General features: G+C 72.3%; 21 protein-coding genes. 13 read left to right on the top strand and 8 right to left on the bottom strand.

Translation table 11 applies throughout. The features are described 5' to 3' along the window. Positions 1 to 69: 69 nt before the first annotated feature. The 6 genes from ACZ5CZ_RS17350 to ACZ5CZ_RS17325 all read left to right on the top strand — a co-directional run bounded on the left by ACZ5CZ_RS17350 (position 70) and on the right by ACZ5CZ_RS17325 (position 9410). Positions 70 to 663, top strand: a complete 594-nt coding sequence (locus tag ACZ5CZ_RS17350) for an ArsR/SmtB family transcription factor (RefSeq protein WP_468943521.1) — start codon at positions 70 to 72, stop codon at positions 661 to 663. Continuing rightward, entirely contained in the window at positions 641 to 2674 is a 2034-nt protein-coding gene (locus ACZ5CZ_RS17345) for a thioredoxin domain-containing protein (protein ID WP_468943518.1), read from the top strand. The genes ACZ5CZ_RS17350 and ACZ5CZ_RS17345 overlap by 23 nt, the downstream gene beginning before the upstream one ends. A gap of 256 nt (positions 2675 to 2930) precedes the next feature. Next, complete coding sequence (locus ACZ5CZ_RS17340; RefSeq protein WP_468943515.1) at positions 2931 to 4199, top strand: glycosyltransferase; 1269 nt, start codon at positions 2931 to 2933, stop codon at positions 4197 to 4199. Beyond that, on the top strand, positions 4196 to 5842 hold the full coding sequence (locus tag ACZ5CZ_RS17335) for an ArnT family glycosyltransferase (protein ID WP_468943512.1): 1647 nt from the start codon (positions 4196 to 4198) through the stop codon (positions 5840 to 5842). The genes ACZ5CZ_RS17340 and ACZ5CZ_RS17335 overlap by 4 nt, the downstream gene beginning before the upstream one ends. Next, positions 5839 to 7017 carry a glycosyltransferase gene (locus tag ACZ5CZ_RS17330; RefSeq protein ID WP_385847810.1) on the top strand — a complete coding sequence of 393 codons (1179 nt, stop codon included), beginning with the start codon at positions 5839 to 5841 and terminating at the stop codon, positions 7015 to 7017. Before ACZ5CZ_RS17335 ends, ACZ5CZ_RS17330 begins: the two co-directional genes overlap by 4 nt. After that, the gene (locus ACZ5CZ_RS17325; protein WP_468943508.1) at positions 7014 to 9410 is read left to right on the top strand and encodes a galactose oxidase-like domain-containing protein; all 2397 of its coding nucleotides are present in this window, start codon (positions 7014 to 7016) and stop codon (positions 9408 to 9410) included. The genes ACZ5CZ_RS17330 and ACZ5CZ_RS17325 overlap by 4 nt, the downstream gene beginning before the upstream one ends. A gap of 16 nt (positions 9411 to 9426) precedes the next feature. On the opposite strand, the gene ACZ5CZ_RS17320 is transcribed toward ACZ5CZ_RS17325, so the two are convergent. From ACZ5CZ_RS17320 to trhA, 3 genes are all read right to left on the bottom strand, one after another. Beyond that, on the bottom strand, positions 9427 to 10149 hold the full coding sequence (locus tag ACZ5CZ_RS17320) for a Mut7-C RNAse domain-containing protein (RefSeq protein WP_385847808.1): 723 nt from the start codon (positions 10147 to 10149) through the stop codon (positions 9427 to 9429). 33 nt (positions 10150 to 10182) lie between these two features. Further along, the gene (locus tag ACZ5CZ_RS17315) at positions 10183 to 10818 is read right to left on the bottom strand and encodes a TetR/AcrR family transcriptional regulator (RefSeq protein ID WP_468943505.1); all 636 of its coding nucleotides are present in this window, start codon (positions 10816 to 10818) and stop codon (positions 10183 to 10185) included. Between the two features lie 109 nt (positions 10819 to 10927). Beyond that, a complete protein-coding gene (gene trhA, locus ACZ5CZ_RS17310; protein ID WP_385847805.1) occupies positions 10928 to 11641 on the bottom strand; it encodes a PAQR family membrane homeostasis protein TrhA in 714 nt (237 codons plus the stop codon). Positions 11642 to 11929: 288 nt separating this feature from the next. On the opposite strand from trhA, the gene ACZ5CZ_RS17305 reads away from it, so the two are divergent. Continuing rightward, positions 11930 to 13750, top strand: a complete 1821-nt coding sequence (locus ACZ5CZ_RS17305) for a phosphoenolpyruvate carboxykinase (GTP) (RefSeq protein ID WP_385847804.1) — start codon at positions 11930 to 11932, stop codon at positions 13748 to 13750. A gap of 246 nt (positions 13751 to 13996) precedes the next feature. Here ACZ5CZ_RS17305 and ACZ5CZ_RS17300 read toward each other — a convergent pair whose 3' ends face one another. Both ACZ5CZ_RS17300 and ACZ5CZ_RS17295 read right to left on the bottom strand, forming a co-directional pair. After that, positions 13997 to 14422 (bottom strand): SCO4983 family protein, encoded by a 426-nt coding sequence (locus ACZ5CZ_RS17300; protein ID WP_468943500.1) that lies wholly within the window; start codon positions 14420 to 14422, stop codon positions 13997 to 13999. Positions 14423 to 14519: 97 nt separating this feature from the next. Next, positions 14520 to 15731, bottom strand: coding sequence for a pyridoxal phosphate-dependent aminotransferase (locus ACZ5CZ_RS17295; protein WP_385847801.1), 1212 nt, complete (start codon positions 15729 to 15731; stop codon positions 14520 to 14522). Positions 15732 to 16145: 414 nt separating this feature from the next. Between ACZ5CZ_RS17295 and ACZ5CZ_RS17290 the strand changes: the two genes are divergently transcribed. Further along, positions 16146 to 16901, top strand: a complete 756-nt coding sequence (locus ACZ5CZ_RS17290) for a hypothetical protein (protein WP_468943498.1) — start codon at positions 16146 to 16148, stop codon at positions 16899 to 16901. A gap of 144 nt (positions 16902 to 17045) precedes the next feature. Continuing rightward, on the top strand, positions 17046 to 17879 hold the full coding sequence (locus ACZ5CZ_RS17285; RefSeq protein ID WP_468943495.1) for a S1 family peptidase: 834 nt from the start codon (positions 17046 to 17048) through the stop codon (positions 17877 to 17879). 14 nt (positions 17880 to 17893) lie between these two features. Here ACZ5CZ_RS17285 and ACZ5CZ_RS17280 read toward each other — a convergent pair whose 3' ends face one another. Next, positions 17894 to 19510: an N-acyl-D-amino-acid deacylase family protein gene (locus ACZ5CZ_RS17280; RefSeq protein ID WP_468943492.1), complete on the bottom strand. Its 1617-nt coding sequence runs from the start codon at positions 19508 to 19510 to the stop codon at positions 17894 to 17896. Between the two features lie 40 nt (positions 19511 to 19550). Further along, positions 19551 to 20822 carry an amino acid deaminase gene (locus ACZ5CZ_RS17275; protein WP_468943489.1) on the bottom strand — a complete coding sequence of 424 codons (1272 nt, stop codon included), beginning with the start codon at positions 20820 to 20822 and terminating at the stop codon, positions 19551 to 19553. A 129-nt stretch (positions 20823 to 20951) separates the two neighbouring features. Between ACZ5CZ_RS17275 and ACZ5CZ_RS17270 the strand changes: the two genes are divergently transcribed. From ACZ5CZ_RS17270 to ACZ5CZ_RS17255, 4 genes are read left to right on the top strand one after another with little or no spacing between them, the layout of a single operon-like run. After that, positions 20952 to 22019 (top strand): sugar kinase, encoded by a 1068-nt coding sequence (locus tag ACZ5CZ_RS17270; RefSeq protein WP_468943486.1) that lies wholly within the window; start codon positions 20952 to 20954, stop codon positions 22017 to 22019. After that, the gene (locus ACZ5CZ_RS17265; RefSeq protein WP_385847791.1) at positions 22016 to 22777 is read left to right on the top strand and encodes an IclR family transcriptional regulator; all 762 of its coding nucleotides are present in this window, start codon (positions 22016 to 22018) and stop codon (positions 22775 to 22777) included. Before ACZ5CZ_RS17270 ends, ACZ5CZ_RS17265 begins: the two co-directional genes overlap by 4 nt. Beyond that, on the top strand, positions 22774 to 23184 hold the full coding sequence (locus ACZ5CZ_RS17260; protein WP_468943483.1) for a RidA family protein: 411 nt from the start codon (positions 22774 to 22776) through the stop codon (positions 23182 to 23184). The genes ACZ5CZ_RS17265 and ACZ5CZ_RS17260 overlap by 4 nt, the downstream gene beginning before the upstream one ends. A 60-nt stretch (positions 23185 to 23244) precedes the next feature. After that, positions 23245 to 23781 carry a hypothetical protein gene (locus tag ACZ5CZ_RS17255; RefSeq protein WP_468943480.1) on the top strand — a complete coding sequence of 179 codons (537 nt, stop codon included), beginning with the start codon at positions 23245 to 23247 and terminating at the stop codon, positions 23779 to 23781. 273 nt (positions 23782 to 24054) lie between these two features. Here the strand turns inward: ACZ5CZ_RS17255 and ACZ5CZ_RS17250 are convergent, their stop codons facing one another. Then, entirely contained in the window at positions 24055 to 24549 is a 495-nt protein-coding gene (locus ACZ5CZ_RS17250) for a hypothetical protein (protein ID WP_385840297.1), read from the bottom strand. Positions 24550 to 24557 lie beyond the last annotated feature (8 nt).

Raw genomic sequence — 24557 nt, 5'->3', positions numbered from 1 at the left:
AAATCTCTGCAAAGAAAATTCGGCAGATCTCCGGGGCTTCTCAGGGTCCTCGGGGATACGGTGGGCGGCATGACCGACGGCATGCCCGAGATGACCAGCCTGGAGCGCACCGCCCTCTACAAGTCCCTCGGCAATCCGCTGCGCCGCCGCATCCTCGACTACCTCGGCCGGCACGGCGAGGCCAACTCGACCGTCCTCGCCCGCGAACTCGGGGAAAGCTCCGGCACCACCAGCTACCACCTGCGCAAACTCGCCGAGCAGCGGCTCATCGAGGAGATCCCGGAGAAGTCGGGCGGGCGGGAGCGCTGGTGGCGGACCCTGCCGTTCAGCCACACCACCCCCGACCCGGCCGCCATGACCCGCGAGGAGTACGCGGCCGCCGCCGAACTCGCGCACCTGAAGATCGAGTTCGACACGGCCCTCTACCGCCGCGCCCACGAGGAGTACCGCGGCCCCGAGGGCTGGGCCCAGGTCCAGCGCCACAACACCTGGATGACCAGGGAGGAACTCCTCGCCTTCCTGCGGGAGTACCACGAGCTGCTCGGCCGGTACGGCCACCCGCGCGAGGCGGCGCCCCCCGAGGCACGCCCGGTCCTGGTGCGTTTCTACGCGGCGCCGGAGCCCGTGGGAGAGTGGGAGCGTGGTGAACCGACTGGCGCATGAGACCTCCCCGTACCTCCTCCAGCACGCCGACAACCCGGTCGACTGGTGGCCCTGGTCGACCGAGGCCTTCGAGGAGGCCCGCAGGAGCGACCGGCCCGTGCTGCTGAGCGTCGGGTACAGCAGCTGTCACTGGTGCCATGTCATGGCCCACGAGTCCTTCGAGGACCAGGCCACCGCCGAGTACCTCAACGCCCACTTCGTCAGCGTCAAGGTCGACCGCGAGGAGCGGCCCGACGTCGACGCCGTCTACATGGAGGCCGTACAGGCCGCCACCGGGCAGGGCGGCTGGCCGATGACCGTGTTCCTCACCCCGGACGCCGAGCCGTTCTACTTCGGCACCTACTTCCCGCCCGCCCCCCGGCACGGGATGCCCTCCTTCCGGCAGGTCCTGGAGGGGGTCCAGCAGGCCTGGTCGGGCCGCCGCGAGGAGGTCACCGAGGTCGCCGGGAAGATCGTCCGCGACCTGTCCCAGCGGGAGATCGTCCGGCATGCCGCACAGGCGCCCGGCGAGCAGGAGCAGGCGCAGGCGCTGCTCGGGCTCACCCGGGAGTACGACCCCCAGCGCGGCGGGTTCGGCGGGGCGCCCAAGTTCCCGCCGTCCATGGTGATCGAGTTCCTGCTGCGCCACCACGCCCGCACCGGCGCCGAGGGCGCCCTCCAGATGGCGCGGGACACCTGCGAGCGGATGGCCCGCGGCGGCATCTACGACCAGCTCGGCGGCGGCTTCGCCCGCTACTCCGTGGACCGCGACTGGGTCGTGCCGCACTTCGAGAAGATGCTGTACGACAACGCCCTGCTCTGCCGGGTGTACGCACATCTGTGGCGGGCCACCGGCTCGGATCTCGCCCGGCGGGTCGCGCTGGAGACCGCCGACTTCATGGTGCGCGAACTGCGCACTCCCGAGGGCGGGTTCGCCTCCGCGCTCGACGCCGACAGTGACGACGGCACCGGCCGGCACGTCGAGGGCGCGTACTACGTCTGGACGCCGGAGCAGCTGCGCGAGGTGCTGGGCGAGGACGACGCCGCCCTCGCCGCCCAGTACTTCGGGGTGACCGTGGAGGGCACCTTCGAGCACGGGCAGTCGGTGCTCCAGCTGCCGCAGAGCGAGGGCGTCGTCGAGGCCGGGCGGATCGACTCCGTGCGGCGGCGTCTGCTCGCCGCCCGCGCGGAGCGTCCCGCGCCCGGCCGGGACGACAAGGTCGTCGCCGCCTGGAACGGGCTCGCCGTCGCCGCGCTCGCCGAGACCGGCGCCTACTTCGACCGGCCCGACCTGGTCGAGGCCGCTCTCGGCGCCGCCGACCTGCTCGTCCGGGTGCACCTGGACGAGCACGCCCGGCTCTCCCGCACCAGCAAGGACGGCCGCGTCGGCGGCAACGCCGGCGTCCTGGAGGACTACGCCGACGTCGCCGAGGGCTTCCTCGCCCTCGCCTCGGTGACCGGCGAGGGCGTCTGGCTGGACTTCGCCGGCCTCCTCCTCGACCAGGTGCTCGCCCGCTTCACCGACCAGGAGACCGGCGCCCTGTACGACACCGCGGCCGACGCCGAGCAGCTCATCCGCCGCCCCCAGGACCCCACCGACAACGCCACCCCGTCCGGCTGGACCGCCGCGGCCGGCGCCCTCGTCGGGTACGCCGCCCACACCGGGTCGGAGATCCACCGCACCGGCGCCGAACGGGCGCTGGGCGTGGTGAAGGCCCTCGGGCCGCGGGTGCCCCGGTTCATCGGCTGGGGGCTCGCCGTCGCCGAGGCGCTGCTCGACGGGCCCAAGGAGGTCGCCGTGGTCGGGCCGGAGGGCGACGACCGGACGGCCGTACTGCACCGCACGGCGCTGCTCGGCACCGCGCCGGGCGCCGTCGTCGCCGTCGGCGCGCCGGGGAGTGACGAGTTTCCGCTGCTCGCCGACCGGCCGCTGCCGGGCGGTGAACCGGCCGCCTATGTCTGCCGCAACTTCACCTGCGACGCCCCCACGGCCGATCCGGAGCGGCTGCGGGCCGTGCTGAACGGGCACTGAGCGGCGCGGACGGCACGCCGACGGAACGCGCCAACTGTCCGAATGTGAACCACGTGTTCGGATAGATACCGCTTGCCCCCGCTTAGCACACCGCCGTTCCGAAACACGCCATTTATCGGAACGGTCCCCGCGCTTCACAGATCCCCCCTAGTCTCTGCACAGCGACACGACGGGTGACGCAACGCTGACCCAGCGTCGATCCGTCGTCGTACGCCCAGGGGGTTTCAGGGGATTATCAGGGGATCTGGGGGGATCTTTGCTGACGTCCGTCTTCATCGCTGCCGTCTCGCTTGCGCTGTTCTGGATGGCGGCTTTCACTCTGTGGTGGCAGATGCACGCGTGGCGCACGCCCGAGGTGCTCGCCTCCACCCGGTTCGGCCGCCCCGACGGCGCCGAACACCTCTCCTTCTCACTGCTGGTACCGGCCCGCCACGAACAGGCGGTGCTGGACCACACCATCCAGCGGCTGCTCCGCTCCCGCCACGCCGACTTCGAGATCATCGTCATCGTCGGACACGACGACCCGGAGACGACCGAGGTGGCCGAGGCGGCCGCCCGGCGCGATCCGCGGGTCCGGGTGGTCGTGGACACCCACGACAAGAAGAACAAGCCGAAGGCCATGAACACGGCGCTGCCGCACTGCCGCGGCGATGTCGTCGGGGTCTTCGACGCCGAGGACCAGGTCCATCCCGAGCTGCTCGCCCATGTCGACCACGCCTTCCGCAGCACCGGCGCGGACGTCGTCCAGGGCGGGGTCCAGCTCATCAACTTCCACTCCAGCTGGTACAGCCTGCGCAACTGCCTGGAGTACTTCTTCTGGTTCCGCTCCCGGCTCCATCTGCACGCGCAGAAGGGGTTCATCCCGCTCGGCGGCAACACCGTCTTCGTCCGCACCGACGTGCTGCGCGACGCGGAGGGCTGGGACCCCGACTGCCTCGCCGAGGACTGCGACCTCGGGGTACGGCTGTCCAGCATCGGCAAGAAGGTCGTCGTCGCCTACGACTCCGCCATGGTCACCCGCGAGGAGACCCCGGGCAGTCTGATGGCGCTGCTCAGACAGCGCACCCGCTGGGACCAGGGCTTCCTCCAGGTCTACCGGAAGAAGGACTGGAAGCAGCTGCCCGGACACGGCCAGCGGCTGCTCGCCCGCTACACCCTGATGACACCGTTCATGCAGGCCTTCTGCGGACTGGTCATCCCGCTCAACGCGGCCGTCGCGCTCTTCCTCGACGTGCCCGTCGGCGTCGCCTTCCTCACCTTCCTGCCGCTGGTCACCGCGGCCGTCACCGTCGTCTTCGAGGTGGTCGGACTGCACGACTTCGGCAGGCAGTACGGCCTGCGGGTGCGCCTCGTCCACTATCTGAAACTCCTCGCGGGCGGCCCCTTCTACCAGGTCCTCCTGGCCGGCGCCGCGATCCGTGCCGTATGGCGCGAGCAACGCGGCCGCACCGACTGGGAGCTGACCCGGCACGTCGGCGCGCACCTGGATGCGGCCGAGCCGATCCGAGAGGACGTTCCCGCGTGACCTCCACCCTCCCCGCGGTGACCGGCGACCAGGTCCCCGCGCAGCACCCGCCTGCGCCCGCGGCGGGCCCCACCGAGCGGCCCACGCCACCGCAGCGGCTCCGCGCGTCCCGGCCCGACCTGCTGCTCTGCGGGGCCCTGCTGACGGCGATCCTCGTCGTCCAGGGCTGGAACATCGCCGACTACCCGGCCCTCAGCGACGACGAGGGCACCTACCTCGCCCAGGCCTGGGCCGTCCAGCAGGGCCGGGGCCTGGCCCACTACACCTACTGGTACGACCACCCGCCGCTCGGCTGGATCCAGATAGCCCTGCTCGGCTGGATACCCTCGGCCGTCAGCCCGGGCTCCATGACCGTCGCCACCATGCGGCTGCTCATGCTGGGCATCGGCGGAGTCAGCGCGGTCCTCGTCTACGTCCTCGGCCGCCGCCTGTGCCTGCCCCGCTGGGCCGCCGGACTCGGCATGGCCCTGTTCGGACTCTCGCCGCTCGCGGTCGTCCTCAGCCGCGAGATCTTCCTCGACAACATCGCCGTGATGTGGCTGCTGCTGGCGTTCTGCCTCGCCGCCTCGCCCAGCCGCCACCTCTGGCACCACTTCGGCGCAGGCCTCGCCGCCGCCGCGGCCGTGCTCACCAAGGAGACGATGCTCGTCGTCCTGCCCGCCCTGTTCGTCACCATGTGGCGGCACAGCCACCGCGACACCCGCAAGTTCGCCCTCACCGGAGCCGTCACCGGCTGCGCCCTGATCGGGCTGTCGTACCCGCTGTTCGCGCTGCTCAAGGGCGAGTTGCTGCCCGGCGCCGGACATGTCTCGCTGTGGGGCGGGATCACCTACCAGATGTCCCGGCCCGGCTCGGGCTTCCTCCTCGACCCGGGCTCCGGCGCCTACGGGGTGCTGCACTCCTGGCTCTACTACGACCGGGTGCTGCCCCTCGGCGGCCTCGCCGGGGCGCTGCTCCTGCTGCTCATCCGGCGCTGGTCGGTCACCGCCCGGGCCCTCGCCGGACCCGCTCTCGCGGTCGCCGTCCTCACCGCGGTCGCCCTGCGCCCGGGCGGCTATCTGCCCGCCATGTACATCATCGGCGCGCTGCCCTTCCTCGCCCTGGTGCTGGCCGGCGCCACCGCCTCCGTGGCACACGCCGTACTGCACCGCCGGCGGCGCCCCGACGAGCGCCGCCGGGTCACCGGCGGCCGGTACGCGCTCGCCGCGGTCCTCGCCCTCGCGGCCGGCGCCTACGTCGTACCGCGCTGGTACGACGGCGACCGCACCGCCGTCACCGCCGACGCCAACCGGCCCTACCGGCAGGCGTCGCACTGGCTCGGCACCCGGGTCGCCCACCCGGCAGACACCCGGGTCCTCGTCGACGACGCCCTCTGGCTGGACCTCGTGCACGCCGGATACCGGCCCGGGCTCGGCGCGATCTGGTTCTACAAGGCCGACCTCGACCCGGCCGTCGGCACGACCCTGCCGCACGGCTGGCAGGACCTCGACTACGTCGTCGCCTCGCCGACCGTCCGCCGCGACGCCAAGGACCTGCCCACCGTGCGGGCCGCCCTGAAGCACTCCACACCGGTCGCCGCCTTCGGCAGCGGACCCGACCGCATCGAGATCCGGCGGATCCAGCCCACGGGAGGCACCCGATGAGCGAGTACACCGCGCCCGTACCCGGTCTCGACGCCGTCGAGGTGCCCGAGCCGGGGGCCGTCACCGTCGTCGTACCGACCTTCAACGAGTCCGCGAACGTCCGGCAGCTGCTGCACCGGATCACCGAGGCGGTGCCCGCCCGGCTGCCCTGCGAGGTGGTCTTCGTGGACGACTCCACCGACGACACCCCCGAGGTGATCCGGCAGGCCGCCCAGGACTGCCCGTTCCCGGTGTCCGTCCTGCACCGGGCGGAACCGGTCGGCGGACTCGGCGGGGCGGTGGTGGAGGGGCTGCGGGCCGCGACCTCGGAGTGGATCGTCGTCATGGACGGCGACTGCCAGCACCCGCCCGCCCTGATCCCCGAGCTGGTGGCCACCGGCGAACGGACGCACGCCGGGCTCGTCGTCGCCTCCCGCTACACCGCGGGCGGCAGCCGGGCCGGCCTCGCCGGCGGCTACCGGGTGGCCGTGTCGCGCGCCGCCACCTGGCTCGCCAAGGCCCTCTTCCCCCGCCGGCTGCACGGCATCAGCGACCCCATGAGCGGCTTCTTCGCCGTCCGGCGCAGCGCCGTCACCGCGGACGTGCTCCGGCCGCTCGGCTACAAGATCCTCCTCGAACTGGCCGTCCGCAGCCGGCCGCGCCGGGTCGCCGAGGTGCCGTTCGTGTTCCAGGAGCGGTTCGCGGGGGAGTCCAAGTCCACCGCCCGGGAGGGCTTCCGCTTCCTGCGCCACCTGGCCGGGCTGCGCAGCGCCTCCCCGGCCGCCCGGATGATCGGCTTCGGACTGATCGGCGCGAGCGGGTTCGCCCCCAACCTGATCGGTCTGTGGGCGCTGACCGCCCTGGGCGTGCACTACGTCCCCGCCGAGATCCTCGCCAACCAGCTCGGCGTCGGCTGGAACTTCCTGCTCATCGAGCAGCTGCTGTTCCGCGACCGGCGCGCGCACCGCCGCTGGTGGGACCGGCTCGGCCGGTTCGCGCTGCTCGCCAACGCCGACCTCGTCCTGCGCATCCCGCTGATCGCGCTGCTCGTCGGCCGGTTCGGTATGGGCGTCCTGGCCGCGACCGCGCTGGCGCTGGTGCTGACCTTCGTCCTGCGCTTCGTCGGCACCGAAGCGCTGGTCTATCTCCCGCGACGCCGCCGCGGGGATCGTACGACCGCAAGGAGAGCCGTGTGAGCACGTACCGCAGACGGAAGGCACTGGTCGGGGTGGGCGCCCTGACCGCCGGTCTGCTCCTGACCTCGCCGCAGAGCGCCGAGGCCGCCAACCTGATCAAGAACCCCGGCTTCGAGACCACCGGCAGCGGTGACATGCCGTCCTGCTGGGAGAAGGCGGGCTGGGGCGACAACGACTTCAGCTACGAGACCACCTCCGACGCGCACTCCGGCGCGAAGGCCATGAAGGTCACCCTGACCCGCCGGGTCGACGGCGACCGCAAGGCGATGTTCCTGGAGTCCACGGACTGCGCGCCCGCCGTGAGCGTCGGAAAGCAGTACGACCTGGGGCTCTGGTACAAGACCACGACCCCGGACGCGAACGTCACCCTCTTCCGGCACGACAGCACGACCGGCTGGCAGTACTGGACCGACGTCAAGACCCTGGAGACGGCTGCCGACTGGACCCGGGCCACGGTCCGCACCCCGGAGATCCCGGCCGGCACCGACCGCATCACCTGGGGCGTGTCGGTGTACGGCACCGGGTCGGCGACCACCGACGACTACACCATGGAGCAGGTGCCGGACACCGTTCCGCCCGCGCAGTGCACCGGCACGGCCGACCAGTGCGCGAACGGCGGCTGGTCCGTGCTGCCGACGCAGAACCCGGTCCGCTCCATGCACTCCGTCGTGCTGAACAACGGCAAGGTGCTGCTGATCGCGGGATCCGGCAACAGCGAGGAGAGCTTCGCCGCCGGGACCTTCACCTCGGCGGTCTACGACCCGGCCAACGGCACCTACCGGCTCGTCCCCACCCCGAAGGACATGTTCTGCGCGGGCCATGTGCAGCTCCAGGACGGGCGGGTGCTCGTCCTCAGCGGCAACAAGGCGTACCCGGTCCCCGGCGGCCACGGCTACGAGGGCTACCGGGACTCCTACGTCTTCGACCCGAGGACCGAGACCTACACCAAGGTCAACGATCTCAACGACGGCCACTGGTACCCGTCGGCGACCGAGCTGGGCAACGGTGACGTCATCACCTTCGGCGGGCTCCGCGAGGACTCCACCGGCTCGGTGACGGCGGAGCGGTTCAGCGCCGCGCAGAACCAGTGGCTGCCGCTGTCCCAGGTCCACCAGACCTGGTCCTACTGGGGCCTGTACCCGGCGATGGTCCTGATGCAGGACGGCCGCCTCTTCTACACGGGCAGCCATGTCTTCGGCAACAACATCCCCGGCACGGGCGCGGCGGTCTACGACTACGACGCCAACACCATCACCCAGATCCCGGGGCTCCAGAACAAGGACCAGCGCGACCAGTCGGCGTCGGTGCTGCTGCCCCCCGCCCAGGACCAGCGGGTCCTCACCATCGGCGGCGGCAACATCGACAGCAACCCCGACGCGGGCCGCCTCACCGACCTGATCGACCTCAAGCAGCCGAACCCGTCCTATGTCGCCGGGCCGCCGCTCCCGCAGGGCACGGTCGACCTCGGCACCGGGACCCGGCCGGAGACCGGCGGCCAGGGCAAGATGTACGTCTCCGCGGTGCTGCTGCCCGACGGCACGGTGCTGGAGACCGGCGGCGCCCTGCACAACCGGGCCGACCCGGTGCACGAGTCCTCGCTCTTCGACCCCGGCAGCAACACCTTCGCCCCGGTCGCTGCCGACCCCGAGGACCGCGGCTACCACTCCTCCGCGTTCCTGCTGCCCGACGGCCGGGTCATGGCCACCGGCGACAACCCGGGCAACGGCAGCTGGAACCACAACGTGTCCGTCTACACCCCGCCCTACCTCTACAAGGGCACCCGCCCGACGATCACCTCGGTGATCAGCCAGGAGTGGAAGTACGGCGACACCCAGCGGATCACCGTGGACCGGCCCGTCGCACGGGCCGAGCTGATCCGGCCGGCCGCGGTGACGCACTCCTCCGACCCGAACCAGCGGTTCGTGGATCTGCCGCTGTCGGTGGACGGGAACAACGTCGACCTCAACGTCACGAACAACCCCAACATCGCCCCGCCCGGCTGGTACATGCTGTTCGCCGTCGACGCGAACGGGGTGCCGTCCGTGGCCCAGTGGGTCCATCTGACCGGCCCCGCGGCCATGACCGCCGCCGCCCCGCACGTCCACGCCTTTGCCGACGACCTGTCCGGCAAGGTCACCGGCCCCGGCAGGAGGCGCGCCGCCCAGCCGGTCAGCCCCACCCTCTCCGGCTGCGACCGCCACTACGGCTCGGCCAACGTCTGCGTGCCCACGGTCTTCCCGCCCGAGGTGCGCAGGACGGCGGCGGCCCGGTGCGCCTGGCTGCGGCACAACCACTACGGCCGGCTGCGGGTCAACGGCGGGGACGACCCGCTGGGCCTGGACCACGACCGCAACGGCATCGCCTGCCAGGGAGGAGACCTGACCGGGCGTTAGGGCCTTTTGAGAGGCTCTAGCCGTGCTCTGCCAGGGCGCGCTCCACGATGGCCACCAGCTGGTCGTGGTGCGCGCCCTTCCAGTAGGCGCGGCCGCACGCGGTGCACTGGGCGAAGACGTCGTACGAGCGGTGCGTGCCGCCCTTGAGCTGGTCGGCGACCTCGTCCTTGGTGGCGTCGCGCAGCAGCCCGTTGCAGGCGGTGCAGCGGGTCCACGGGCGCAGCTCGGGGGCGAAGCGGTCCAGGACGTCGTGGAGTTGGTCGTCGGGCCGGGTGCTGTAGACGAACGCCCCGGCCCACAGCTCGCGGCGGCGCAGCAGCCCCCGGTCCCGGCTGAGCATGACCCGCTTCTCGGCGGCCGAGCGGGCGGCGAGTGCCGGGTCGCCGATGTCGGTCGACTCGTACGCCGCGTCGACGCCGAGCAGCCGCAGCCGGCGGGCGAGGGTGCCGAGATGCACGTCGAGGAGGAAGCGGAGCGGGGCGCCGGGGACCCGCTGGGGGCGTTCCACGGCGCGGACGCTGACCGTCTCGCCCGCCTTCGGGATGTGCGACACCGGCACCTCGTGGCCGTCCACGACCAGCGCGCCGACCTCGGTCAGCGGCACGCCGAGGGACTCGACGACATGGCCGAGCGTCGAGACGCCGTCGGTGCCGAGCGGGGTGGCGCCGGCCCGCCGGGCGTGCGGCACGAACAGATGGAGCGCGGGGGCGACTTCGACGCGGATCTCGGCTCGGTTCACGTCGTCAGCATCGCACGCGGTACGGCCCGTGCCTCAGCGGTTTTCGACGGGCAGCCCGTGCTCCAGGACGTCCAGGGCGCGTTCCATCAGCGCCCCCAGGTCGTCCTGCTGGCCGGTCTCGCCCCAGTAGCGGTTGACCTCCATGAGCCCGCCGATCAGCGACATGGCGTGGACCCGCACCTCCAGCGCCTCCGGGTCGAGTCCGGTGCGGTCCGCGATGACCCGGCGGAGCAGGGCGCCGGTGCTCGCCATGCTCTCCAGCATCCGGCCGCGGACGGCCGGGACCTCGACCCCGAGCCGCACCCGCAGCCGGGCCACCTCGGGGTCCTCGGCCAGCGCACGGTCGACCGCCCGGTGGATGACGTACCGCAGGGACTGGATGAGCGGCTCGCCGGCCGGGCGGGCACGCAGTTCGTCCGCCATCAGCAGGTCGTACTCGTCGGTGAGGACGATGTCCTCCTTGGTCGGGAAGTACCGGAAGACGGTCGACGGCGACACCTCGGCCCGCTCGGCGATCTGGTCGATCGTGGTGGCGTCGTACCCCTGCTCGGCGACGAGTGCGTAGGTCGCCGCGCGGATCGCCTCGCGGGTCTTGATCTTCTTGCGTTCCCGCAGGCCGAGGCGGGGGCGGTCGGCGGGGGAGGTGCTGGGGGTGCGTGCGGCCGTCATGCCGGTCATTGTCGGGCATCGCCCTGGGGGGCCGCGCGCGGCGGCGACCGGTGTCGGCCGCACGAGAAAAGGCCACGACTCGGGGTGAGCCGTGGCCGCAGGGCAGGGGTCAGGCGTGCTGGTAGGCCACCAGGGAGATGCCGACGTAGTGCACGACGAACGCGGCGAGGGTGAAGGAGTGGAAGACCTCGTGGAAGCCGAACCAGCGCGGGGAGGGGTTCGGCCGCTTGATGCCGTAGATCACGCCGCCGGCGCTGTAGAGCAGTCCGCCGACGATCACCAGCACCAGGACGGCGATGCCGCCGGCGCGCATGAAGTCCGGCAGGAAGAAGACGGCGGCCCAGCCCATCGCCAGATAGCAGGGGGTGTAGAGCCAGCGCGGGGCGCCCACCCAGAAGACCCGGAAGACGATCCCGGCCGCCGCGGCGGCCCAGATGCCCCACAGCAGCCACTGGCCCTGCGCGCCGGGCAGGAGCAGCAGGGTCAGCGGGGTGTAGGTGCCCGCGATGATCAGGAAGATGTTGGCGTGGTCCAGCCGGCGCAGCACGCCGTCCATCCGGGGGCTCCAGTTGCCCCGGTGGTACAACGCGCTGACCCCGAAGAGCAGGCAGGCTGTCAGGGCGTAGATGCCGCACGCGATGCGGCCTCTGGGGGAGTGGGCGAGAGCGGTGAGCACCAGGCCCGCGATGAGTACGGCCGGGAACATGCCGAGGTGCAGCCAGCCGCGCAGCCTGGGCTTGACCGGATGCGGCAAGGAGAGCGCGCCGAGACCGCGGCCGCTGGCCGGCGTCTCGGTGGGCGCGTCGGGGACGGACGCAGTCATGCGGGGCATGGTACCCACGCCGCCGTAAATCAGGCGTGAGCGAGGGCCTTGGTCGTTCGAACGCAAAAAGACCTTCAGGTGAAGCAAAGCCGTACGCAAAGGGAATGCAAACACCCCTGGAAGGCGTGGTCTTCCTCACCTCGCTCACCTGTGAGGCCCCCTGGACATATGCGCATGTACGTCGGATGATCAAATGAGTGCGGTCGGCACCGGATGAGCATCGCGAAGCATCCGGGTCGCAGCCCCCACGGGGCAACAAAGGACAAAATCCCTCACTTAGGAGCAACCGTGGCGCGCGACAACTCGGCTTCAGGCGTTCCCACCAACCATCAGGAACTGATCTCGTGGGTCGACGAGATCGCCGAACTGACGCAGCCGGACAGGGTGGTCTGGTGTGACGGCTCCGAGGCCGAGTACGACCGGCTCTGTGCGGAGCTGGTGGCCAAGGGGACCTTCCGGAAACTCGATCCGATCAAGCGCCCCAACTCCTACTACGCCGCCTCCGACCCGACCGACGTCGCGCGCGTCGAGGACCGCACCTTCATCTGCTCCGAGAAGGAGGAGGACGCGGGCCCGACCAACCACTGGAAGGCCCCCGCCGAGATGCGGGAGATCTTCGCAGGCGAGAAGGGCCTGTTCCGCGGCTCGATGCGCGGCCGCACCATGTACGTCGTCCCGTTCTGCATGGGCCCGCTCGGCTCGCCGCTGTCCGCGCTGGGCGTGGAGATCACGGACTCGGCGTACGTCGCCGTCTCCATGCGCACCATGACCCGCATGGGCCAGGACGTCCTGGACGAACTGGGTGACGAGGGCTTCTTCGTGAAGGCCGTGCACACCCTCGGCGCGCCGCTGGAGGAGGGCCAGGACGACGTTCCGTGGCCGTGCAACTCCACCAAGTACATCTCGCACTTCCCCGAGTCGCGCGAGATCTGGTCCTACGGCTCCGGTTACGGCGGCAACGCCCTGCTCGGCAAGAAGTGCTACGCGCTGCGCATCGCCTCCGTCATGGCCCGCGACGAGGGCTGGCTGGCCGAGCACATGCTGATCCTCAAGCTCACCCCGCCGCAGGGCGAGGCCAAGTACGTCGCCGCCGCCTTCCCCTCCGCCTGCGGCAAGACCAACCTCGCCATGCTGGAGCCCACGGTCTCCGGCTGGACCGTGGAGACCATCGGCGACGACATCGCCTGGATGCGCTTCGGCGAGGACGGCCGGCTGTACGCGATCAACCCCGAGGCAGGCTTCTTCGGCGTCGCGCCCGGCACCGGTGAGCACACCAACGCCAACGCGATGAAGACCCTCTGGGGCAACGCGGTCTTCACCAACGTCGCCCTGACCGACGACGGCGACGTGTGGTGGGAGGGCATGACCGAGGAGGCCCCGGCCCACCTGACCGACTGGAAGGGCAACGACTGGACGCCGGCCTCCGAGACCCCGGCCGCCCACCCCAACGCCCGCTTCACGGTGCCCGCCTCGCAGTGCCCGATCATCGCGCCCGAGTGGGAGGACCCCAAGGGCGTGCCGATCTCCGCGATCCTCTTCGGCGGCCGGCGCGCCAGCGCGGTGCCGCTGGTGACCGAGTCCTTCGACTGGAACCACGGTGTCTTCCTGGGCGCCAACGTCGCCTCCGAGAAGACCGCCGCCGCCGAGGGCAAGGTCGGCGAGCTGCGCCGCGACCCGTTCGCGATGCTGCCGTTCTGCGGTTACAACATGGGCGACTACATGGCCCACTGGATCAAGGTCGGCGCGTCCGCGGACGCGGCCAAGCTGCCGAAGATCTACTACGTCAACTGGTTCCGCAAGAACGACGAGGGGAAGTTCGTCTGGCCGGGCTTCGGCGAGAACTCCCGCGTCCTGAAGTGGATCGTGGAGCGGCTCGACGGCAGGGCCGAGGGCGTCGAGACCCCGATCGGCATCCTGCCGACCAAGGAGGCGCTGGACACGGACGGCCTCGAACTCTCCGAGTCCGACCTGGACTTCCTGCTCAAGGTCGACACGGATGTCTGGCGCGAGGAGGCCGCGCTGATCCCCGAGCACCTCAACACCTTCGGTGACCACACGCCGAAGGAGCTGTGGGAGCAGTACCAGGCGCTGGTCGAGCGCCTGGGCTGAGCCCGTACGGACTCCGCGGCCGGTTGGGATGCGCCCTGACCAGTGATCGTCACGGCCGGCCGCGGTGCGGATGGCGAGGCCGCGCACAACGGCGTGCGTGGCCAGGGCCCGCTGCGATGTGCTTCCGTCTGCCCCGACGGACGCGAATCGCGGCGGGCCTTCGCCCTTTTCGGGTGTGGGGCGCCCGGTCCGCGCGTCTCGGTGGGTGCACGCGGACCGGGGCCGTCGAGGGGACCCCGGGTGGGGTCAGTGGGCCGCGCTGAGTTCCTTCGGGTCGGCCAGGGCGGCGGTGTGCGCGTCCATCCGCTCGGCGGCGAGGATCGCCGCGGCCGTGTCCGCGCGGGACGCGGCGACCACCAGGGCGCGTCCGGCGAGCGCGTGGGCGCGCCGGTGCAGGGCCGCCGGGTCACCGGCCGGGGCGGGGTCCGGTGTCGCGCGCAGCGGCGTACGGCCGCCGCGCAGCCGGCCCACCTGGGCGGCGAGGCGCTCCGCGGCGGTGTCCAGGTCGGGGGAGGGCGTCAGGGCGCACAGCTCGTCGGTGACCGCGAGGAGCGCGGCGAGGTGGCCGGCGAGCTGGATGTCCAGCTCCTCCTCGCGCGACCGGTGGGGAAAGTCGGAGGTGGGGCCGGCCATCGTGCTGTGGACCGACTTGGTCCGGATCGGTTCGTACATGGGATGGCCTCCTGTGCGCTGACAGGAAACCATCCTAGCTTGGATTTCGTCTAAAGTTGAGTCGAGTCACGGAATGAAGTCCGGGGGGCTCGCTCCGCTACGGCTGGCCGTAGCCCTCGAGGAAGTTGCCGATCCGGCCGATCGCGTCCCGCAGATCGCCGACCGACGGCAGGGTCACCACCCGGAAGTGGTCCGGCTCCGGCCAGTTGAAGCCTGTGCCCTGGACGACCATGATCTTCTCCTGCCGCAGCAGGTCCAGGACCATCTGCCGGTCGTCCTTGATCTTGAAGACCTTCGGGTCCAGGCGCGGGAAGAGGTACAGCGCGCCCTTCGGCCGGACACAGCTCACGCCCGGGATCTGCGTCAACAGCTCGTATGCCGTGTCCAGCTGCTCCTTCAGCCGGCCGCCCGGCAGCACCAGGTCGTTGATGGTCTGCCGGCCGCTGAGCGCCGCGACCACGCCGTGCTGGCCCGGCATGTTGGCGCACAGCCGCATGTTCGCGAGGATCGTCAGGCCCTCGATGTAGGAGTCGGCGTGCGCGCGCGGCCCGGAGATCGCCATCCAGCCGACGCGGTACCCGGCCACCCGGTACGCCTTCGACATGCCGTTGAAGGTGAGGGTGAGGAGGTCCGGGGCGACCTTCGCGGTCGGAGTGTGGGTGGCGCCGTCGTAGAGGATCTTGTCGTAGATCTCGTCGGAGCAGACCAGCAGGTTGTGCCGCCGGGCGATGTCCGTCAGCCCCTTGAGCACGGCCTCGTCGTAGACCGCGCCGGTGGGGTTGTTCGGGTTGATGACGACGATGGCCTTGGTCCGGTCGGTGACCTTGCGCTCGATGTCGGCGAGGTCGGGCATCCAGTCGGACTGCTCGTCACAGCGGTAGTGCACCGCCGTACCGCCGGAGAGGGAGACGGCCGCCGTCCACAGGGGATAGTCCGGGGACGGTACGAGTACCTCGTCGCCGTCGTCCAGCAGGCCCTGCATCGCCATCACGATCAGCTCGGAGACGCCGTTGCCGATGAAGACGTGCTCGACGTCCGTCTCGATGCCGAGCGTCTGGTTGTGCATGACGACCGCGCGGCGGGCGGCGAGCAGGCCCTTGGCGTCGCCGTAGCCGTGCGCCGTGGAGACGTTGCGGAGGATGTCCTCCAGGATCTCGGGCGGACACTCGAAGCCGAACGCCGCCGGGTTGCCGGTGTTCAGCTTGAGGATCCGATGCCCTGCCGCCTCAAGCCGCATCGCCTCCTCGAGCACCGGGCCCCGGATCTCGTAACAGACGTTGGCGAGCTTGGTCGACTGGATCACCTGCATGCACGTGAGCTTACGGCTCGGTAACGCCTCATGGGTCGTGTTTTCCGACACGTGAGACAGATCGGTTTGCCCCGATATCCGAGCTGGGTGTCTCGGCGGTCACTCGCCTCCCTAGAATGCGGTGCGCCGCGTCGGGGCGCGGGGGTCCTGGGCGGGGCGGGGAGACACAGAGGGATGGGGATGGACGGCGGACAGATACCGGACGGCGGGGACAGACCGGGCGGCATGCCCCCGGGTCACACCCATCCCCTGCCGGGCGTGTCGCATGCCGACCTCACCCAGCCGCTTCCGCCGGTCGTGCCGCAAGCGGATCTCACGCAGCCGCTTCCGCCGGTCGTGCCGCAAGCGGATCTCACGCAGCCGCTTCCGCCGGTCGTGCCGCAAGCGGATCTCACCCAGCCGCTTCCCTCGGCCGTGTCGCACGCCGACCTCACCCAGCCGCTTCCCTCGGCCGTGTCGCACGCCGACCTCACCCAGCCGCTCCCCACAGCCGCCGCAGCGCCCTATCCCGCCCCCGCGCCGCACGCGGACCCCGCCGTGCCGAACGTGTATCTGCCCCAGTCGGACGCCGCGCCGGCGTACGACGAGTACGCCGACCCCGCCGCCGCCCACGGCTGGCAGGACGCCTACGGCGAGACCTGGCAGACGGCCCCGCAGGTGGTGCCCGTCGAGCCGGGTGGGGGGCGGGCCGGGCGGCGGCGGGAGGAGCGGCGGCGAGCGAGCGGGCGCCGCCGGATCGGGGTCGTCGCCGGGGTCGCCGGCGTGGTCGGCGCCGTCGCGGTGATCGCCGCCGTGGCGGGCTCGGGCTCGGGCTCGCCGGACGGCGGTTCCCGGCCCGCCGGCAGCGGCAGCGACCGCGGCGGTACGGCCGTGGAGACGCCGACGGCCGGCACGGGGGCTCCGTCCGCCACCGGTTCGGCCGGCTCCCGGAGTACCTCCGTGGCCGTCTCGCCGCCCCGCTCCACCGGCCCGTCCTCGGCGCCCGCGTCCAGTGCGGCGGCCACGGACGCGCCGAGCGAGAGTGCCGCGCCCTCTGCCTCCGCCGTGACCGGTGCGACGACCGGTGCGCCCGCGCCGACGGTGACGAGTACGGCCCCGACCGTGAGCACCACCGCGCCGACGTTCCCCACGCGCGGCCACGGTCGCGGCGCGACCAAGCGGCCCCACTGATCGCGCCCGGCTGGTCCAACTCCCGCCTGCTCTCGCCCGGTTGGCCGACAGAGGGAAACCCCTACCATCCGGCCCGGGTCCTTGTTCCCGCCCCTCCGCCGCGTTGAAGATGTGCATGACAATCACACACGAGGGGACCCCCACATGAACAAGCCTCTCCTTGCCGCTCTCTCCTCCCTGGCCCTGGTGGGCCTGGGCGCGGCTCCCGCTCTCGCCGTACCGCACGCCCCGCGCACCGCCGCCGTCACCGTCGACTTCGCCGGGACCGTCTCGCTCAGCGACTGCTCCGGCTCCCTCGTCCGCTTCGCGAACTCCGCGGACACCGACCCGGCGCTCGTCCTGACCAACGGCCACTGCCTGGAGACGGGCTTCACGGCGCCCGGCGAGGTCGTCACCGGCCAGTCCTCCAGCCGTTCCTTCGGCCTGCTGAACTCCTCCGGCAGCAAGGTCGCCACCCTGCGCGCCAACCAGGTCGTCTACTCGACCATGACCGACACGGACGTCACGATCTACCGGCTGACCAGCACCTACGCCCAGATCAAGAGCGCGTACGGGATCAGCGCGCTGACCGTCCAGGACACCCACCCCACGGCCGGCACCACCATCAAGATCCCCTCCGGCTACTGGAAGCGGACCTACAGCTGCTCCATCGACGGGTTCGTCTACCGCCTCCAGGAGAGCGACTGGACCTGGAAGGACTCGGTCCGCTACACCTCCGCCTGCAACACCATCCCCGGCACCTCCGGCTCCCCGGTCGTCGACACCGCCACCGGCAAGGTGGTCGCCGTGAACAACACGGGCAACGAGGACGGTGAGCGCTGCACCGAGAACAACCCGTGCGAGGTCGACCAGAACGGCAACGTCACGGTCCACCAGGGCACCAACTACGCCGAGGAGACCTACCAGATCCCGGCCTGCTTCACGACCGGCAACAAGCTGAACCTCGGCGCGTCCGGCTGCACCCTGCCCAAGCCGTAACGAGGGGCGAGGGGTCAGCAGGGCGTACGGCGGACGGAGCGGCCCGCGAGGACGTCCGTCCGCCTGCCGTCCTCGATCACGAACCGGCCGTCGACCAGGACGTACGGGATCCCCGTCGGCAGCCGGCGCGGCTTGGCGAAGGTGGCGCCCGGCGCCACCGTGGCCGGGTCGAACAGCACCAGGTCGGCCCGGTACCCCTCGCGCACCAGCCCGCGGTCCGGCAGCCGCAGCCGGGCCGCCGGCCGGGAGGTCAGCCGGGCGACGCACTCCTCCAGGGACAGCAGCCCCAACTCCCGCACATAGTGGCCGAGGTAGCGCGGGAAGGTGCCGTAGGCGCGCGGATGCGGCTTCGCGCCCCGGAGGATGCCGTCGGAGCCGCCGGTGTGCACGCGGTGCCGCATGATCGCGCGGACGTTCTCCTCGTGGCCGACGTGCTGGAGGACCGTCGTACCGAGCCGGTCCTCGGCCAGCAGCCGGCGGACCGTCGTCCACGGCGTCTCGCCGCGCCGGTCCGCCGCCTCCCGCACGGTGCACCCGACGAGGTCCCCGAGGGCGGGGTCGGCGACGCCGCAGATCTCGATCGTCCCCCAGTCCACGGGCACGCCGTGGCAGCCGTCCGAGCCGGTCACCTCCAGCGCGTACCGGATGCGCTCGGCCGTCGCCGGGGCGGCGAGCCGGGCCGCCAGCGCCTCCGGGCCGCCCTCGCCCGCCCAGCTCGGCAGCAGGGCCGCCAGGGTGGTGCTGCCGGAGGTGTAGGGGTAGGTGTCCAGCGTGATGTCCGCGCCCGCGGCCAGGGCCCGGTCGAGCAGGTCCAGCAGCTCCGGTGCCCGGCCCCTGTTCACGTCGAAGTTCAGGGTGGCGTGGGTGAGATGGAGCGGGCAGCCCGCCTCCCGTGCCACCTCGACCATCTCGGCGTAGGCGGCCAGGGCGCCGGCGCCGTAGGAGCGGTGGTGCGGGCAGTAGTAGCCGCCGTACGACGCCACCACCCGGCACAGCTCGGTGAGTTCGGCGTCCGGCGCATACATGCCCGGGGTGTAGGTCAGCCCCGAGGACAGGCCGACCGCGCCCTGCTCCAGCCCCTCGGCCACCAGCCGCCGCATCCGGTCCAGCTCGCCGGGGGTCGCCGGGCGGTCCTCCCAGCCGACGGCGAGGGCGCGGACGGTGCCCTGCGGGACCAGGTACGCGGCGTTCACCGCGATGCCCCGGTCCAGCCGGTCCAGGTACTCGCCGACCGTCCGCCAGTCGAAGCCGCCGTCGAGGTCGTCGCCGTAGCCGTTCCAGCCGGTGATCGCCCGGCGCACCTCCTCCAGGGTGCGGTCGTCCACCGGCGCGTACGACAGTCCGTCCTGGCCGATGACCTCCAGGGTGACCCCCTGCGCCGCCTTGGCGCTGTGGTCGGGGTCGCGCAGCAGGGCGAGGTCGGAGTGGGCGTGCATGTCGATGAAGCCGGGGGAGAGGACCAGGCCCTCCGCGTCCAGCTCCCGCATCGCCCGCGGTCGCTGGCACCCCGCCGCCGCGGCCTCCTTGACGATGGAGACGATCCGGCCGCGGTCGACCACGACATCGGCGCGGTAGGAGTCGGCGCCGCTGCCGTCCACGACGTCGGCGTCCCGGATGACGAGCTGTTCCACCGCCGGTGCCTCCTCCGCGAGAGTGGTCTGGAAGGGCGGTCTAGAAGAAGGTCCGGATGTAGTCGACCACCGTTCCGTCCGCCTCGGCCACCGGGATCAGCTGCCACTTGTCGAAGACGGTGCACGGGTGGGACAGCCCGAACCCGACCCAGTCGCCGACCTCGACGTCCGCCTCGGGGCCGGTGCGCAGCCAGAGGTGCTGGTCGGACAGGGCGGTCACCTCGATCCCCGCCGCCGGGTGCTCGGCGCCCGCCCGGCGGACCACGTGCGCGACCGGCAGGCCGAGGTCGTAGGCGGCGTCCCGCTTGCCCGCGTTGACGAAGGCTTCCGTGGGGGACGGCCGGGACACCACCTGGGCCCACAGCCGGAACGCGGGCTCCAGCGCGCCCTCCTCGGGCACCCGGTTGAACGGGGTCAGCCAGCGGTAGTGCACATCGTCGTGCGAGACGTACGCCCCGGAGCGCAGCAGCTTCAGCACGGGCGCGGACAGCCCGGGGACGCCCGCGAACACCTCGGCGACCGCGTCGAACCACTCGCTGCCCCCGGCGCTGAGCACGATCTCGTCCGCCGCCTCGAACAGCCCGGCCCGGTCGAACTCCACGGCGAGCGCGACCAGCCGCGTGAGCCAGCCCCGCACCCGCTCCGGGTCCGCGTCCGGCACCTGGGCCTCGTACCCCGCCACGCCCACCAGCCGCAGCGTCCCGGTGCGCGACACCGCCTCGGCGACGTCCCGGGCCACCGCGTCCGTCCGCGCCCCGGTCCGCGCGCCCGGGCCGGCGCCCAGCTCCACCACCACGTCCACCGGCCGGGCGGTGCCGCGCAGGGCCGCGTCCATCAGCTCGACCCCGCGCACGGAGTCGACGTAGGCGATGAACCGGAACTCCGGGTCGGCGGCGAGTTCGGCGGCGATCCAGCGCAGGGCGGCGGCGTCCACCAGCTCATGGGCGAGGAAGATCCGCCGGATCCCGAACGCCCGGGCCACCCGCACCTGGTGGGGCAGGGCGAGGGTGATGCCCCAGGCGCCGTGCTCGATCTGGCGGTGGAAGAGCTGTGGGGCCATGGAGGTCTTGCCGTGCGGGGCGAAGGCGAGGCCGTGCCGGGCGGTGTACGACTCCATGAGCGCGAGGTTGTGTGCCAGGCGCTCGGCGGACAGCGCGAGGACCGGGGTGGTGAAGCCGTCGTCCGCGCTGAAGAGGTTCCGGCGCTGGGCGGCCAGCTCGGCGACGGTCAGGCCGTCGGCGTCCGGCGGGAGGCCCTTGAAGCGGTGGTCGATCCGTTCCTCGCCCAGCCGGGCGAGCGCTTCGCCGCTCATCGAGCCGCCCCTCTCCTCGTTGCACTCTCTGCAACGGTCGTTGCGCACACTGCTACCGGTGTCTAGCATCTCGCCGACCCAGGGTCAACGGAAACGGCCCCCGGACCCGCGAGTCCAACAGGAGCCATCATGAACGACGCTGCTGACACCCCGGCCGTTGCAGCCCCACCGCGGGTGGTGGACGTGGTGACGCTCGGCGAGTCCATGGTGACCTTCCTGCCCGCCCGGCCCGGCCGCCTCGCGGACGTGCCCGCCTTCCACCGCGCCATCGGCGGCGCCGAGTCCAACGTGGCCTGCGCGCTGGCCGCCTTCGGGCACTCGGTGCGCTGGGTCGGCCGGGTCGGCGCGGACGGCTTCGGCGACCATCTGGTCGGGGCGATCGCGGCCCACGGCGTCGACGTGACGTATGTGCGCCGCGATCCGGTGCGGCCGACGGGCGTGTACTTCCGTACGGCGCAGGACCGGGCGACGGCCGGGCACGAGGTGGCGTACTACCGGGCGGGCTCCGCGGCCTCCGCGATGTCGGTGGCCGACCTGGACCTGGACGCGGTCCTCGCGGCCCGGGTGCTGCATCTGTCCGGGATCACCGCGGCCCTCTCGGAGGACTGCCGGCGCCTGCTGTACGAGCTGACCGCGCCCCGCCCCGGCCGCCCGCTGATCTCCTTCGACGTCAACCACCGGCCCGCGCTGTGGCGGGACGCGGACGGCCCGCGCGTGCTGCGGGAACTGGCGCGCCGGGCCGACATCGTGTTCGTCGGCGCCGACGAGGCGGGGCAGCTCTGGGGACTGCACGGCGCACGCGGCGTGCGGGCGGCGCTGCCGGAACCGGGAGAGGTGGTGGTCAAGCAGGGCAGCGCCGGGGCGACGGCGTTCGCCAGGCGGCCGGACACCCAGGACGTGGCCACCTCTGTGCCCGCCCCCCGCGTCGATGTCGTCGCCGCGACCGGCGCGGGCGACGCCTTCGCCGCCGGTTTCCTCTCCGCGACCCTGCGCGGGCTGCCGGCCGAGACCCGGCTGCGGCACGGCCACCTCTTCGCCGCCGCGGCCCTCACCGCCCCCGGCGACCTCGCCGTACCGCCCTCCCGCGGGCACGCCGACCGGCTCGCTGCCCGTTCCCCGGCCGCATGGGGCAGACTGCGACTCGGCCCCGGCTGGACCCGGGCCGGGGCGGCCGAGGAGGAGACGAGCACCCCATGAGCCAGTCCGTCGACCGCGCCCTGAGCGTCCTGCCGCTGCTCGCCGAGGGCCCCGCCGACCTGGGCCGGGTCGCCGACGCGCTCGGGGTGCACAAGTCCACGGCCCTGCGCCTGCTGCGCACCCTGCACGAACACGGGCTGGTCTACCGCCAGTCCGACCAGCGCTACCGCCTCGGCGCCCGGCTCTTCGCCCTCGCCCAGGAGGCGATGGAGAACCTGGACGTCCGCGAGATCGCCCACCCCCACCTGGTCCGGCTGAACGAGGAGTGCGGTCACACCGTCCATCTCGCCGTGTACCAGGAGGGCGAGGTCCTCTACATCGACAAGGTGGACAGCCGCTACCCGGTCCGGATGTACTCCCGGATCGGCAGACCGGTCGCCATCACGGTGGCCGCGGTCGCCAAGCTCCTCCTCGCCGACCTTCCCGAGGCCGAGCGCCGCGCGGTCGCGGAGAAGCTCGACTACCCGCGCTACACGGCCCGTTCGACGCCGGACGCCGCCGCGTTCCTCGGGGAGCTGGAGCGGGTGCGCGCGCAGGGCTGGGCCACAGACTTCGGCGGGCACGAGGAGTCCATCAACTGCGTCGCGGCGCCGGTGCGCGGCGCGGACGGCCGGGTGGTCGCCGCGATGTCCCTCTCCGCGCCGAACGTGGTCGTCACCGCCGAGGAACTCCTCGCCCTGCTCCCGCTGGTACGCCGTACGGCCGACGCCGTCAGCGGCGAGTACTCCGGCAGAACCCCAGCAAAGGACCCCGTATGACGGACAAGACCGCCCTCACCCCCAAGACCCACACCACCCCGCCCGCGCGGTTCTCCCACGGTGTGAGGAAGGGCAACATCCTCCAGGTCGCCGGGCAGGTCGGTTTCCTGCCGGCCGAGGAGGGCAAGCCGCCGACGCCCGCCGGCCCGACGCTGCGCGAGCAGACCCTCCAGACCCTCGCCAACGTCAAGGCCGTCCTGGAGGAGGGCGGCGCGACCTGGGACGACGTGTTGATGATCCGGGTCTACCTCACCGACGTCGACCACTTCGCCGAGATGAACGACCTCTACAACGCCTACTTCGCGGAGCAGTCCCTCACCCAGCCGCCCGCCGCCCGCACGACGGTGTACGTCGGCCTGCCGCCCGGCCTCCTCATCGAGATCGACGCGCTCGCGGTCCTCGGCTGATGCCTGCGGGACGGGCGGGCTGACTGGTTCCGGCACAGGGAAGTCGTCCATACTGCCGCCGTGGAGCAGCGCATAGGAGCGAGCAGCAAGCCGTCCGAGGCCGAGCCGTTGACGACCGAGCCGGTGACCGGCGCCGGTTTCGACCCGGCCTACATCCCGGGCATCACGGTCCCGGCCCCGGCCGAGCCCGCCGAGCGGGCGGACACCGAACAGGCCGACACCGGACCGGAAGACGCCCAGCCGGAGGCGGAACGGGAGGAGGACACCGAAGCCGCCGAAGACACGGACGAGGCCGACGACGAGGCGGCAGCCGACGGCCCGGTCTTCGAGGCGTCCGACCGCCGCGCGCGGATCGTGGCCGACCGCAAGGGCGTCCGGCTCAGCCTGGACGAGGAGGCCTGCGAGTTCCGCTGGGACGAGATCGCGGCCGTCGAGACGGAGTCCGCCCGCTTCGGCAAGCGCTTCACGATCACCGTGCACACCCCCGACCGCCGCTGGTACCCCATCGAGATCGAGGCCCCGGCCCGGTCCCGCTTCGCGGAGTGGGACCAGCAGCTGGACGCGGTCCTGGACGCGTACTTCGAGGACGGGGACTAGGGTCTTTCTTTCGGATCAGGTCGGCTGCGGCGTCGGCGCTTTATCGGCCGACCCGAGCGGGGTCTGGTGCGTGCAGCTGCAAGGCGGAGGACCGAGTCGACGCGATGGGGGTCCCCCCGCGCGAGCGAAGCCGAGCGTGGGGGAGTCGGCGAGGGACGACAACGCGGCAGATGTGCGTGCCAGGGCGCGCGACGCCGGCAAGATCCGAAAGAGAGGCCCTAAGGCCGGGCCCGTCCCCGGGGCTGCTCCTCGTCCGGGAGCCGGCCTCCGCCCCTACCGCGCGGCGGCGTGCAGCAGCTCGGTGATCTTCGCGAGGGCCTTGTCGGCAGGGTGTTGCCTGATGAGGCCCTCGCGGGCCGCCGCGCGGAGGTGGACCAGGGCGCCCTCGGGGTCCGCGGTCACCACCGCGGTGACGACGGCCGGGTTCATGCCGCCGATGCCGACGCCGATGACGGCGCGTACGGTGACGCCTCCGTCGGCGTGCGCCTCCGCTCCGGTCAGGGTGCCTGCGCCGGCCAGCGTCCGGTGGACCAGGTGGGACGCGGCCGCCACCGGTCCGGGAAGTCTCAGTTGCCCGGTGCCGACGTCCTTCTTCGTCCATCTGAAGCCCCGGGCGGCGCCCCGCGCCCCGCCGCGTGCGCCGGCTCCGCCCGTGCCGTGGACGCCGGTGAGCGCGCCGCCGGCCGTGGCGCCCAGCCGGCCGCCCTTCGCGCCGAGTTGCATCAGCGCCGCGAGCAGCAGCTCGTCCTCACCGGCCTCGTCGAACACGTCTGTCT

This window comes from Streptomyces sp. NPDC031418 (genome assembly GCF_055581605.1).
This window is presented reverse-complemented; position numbering and strand designations above follow the sequence as displayed.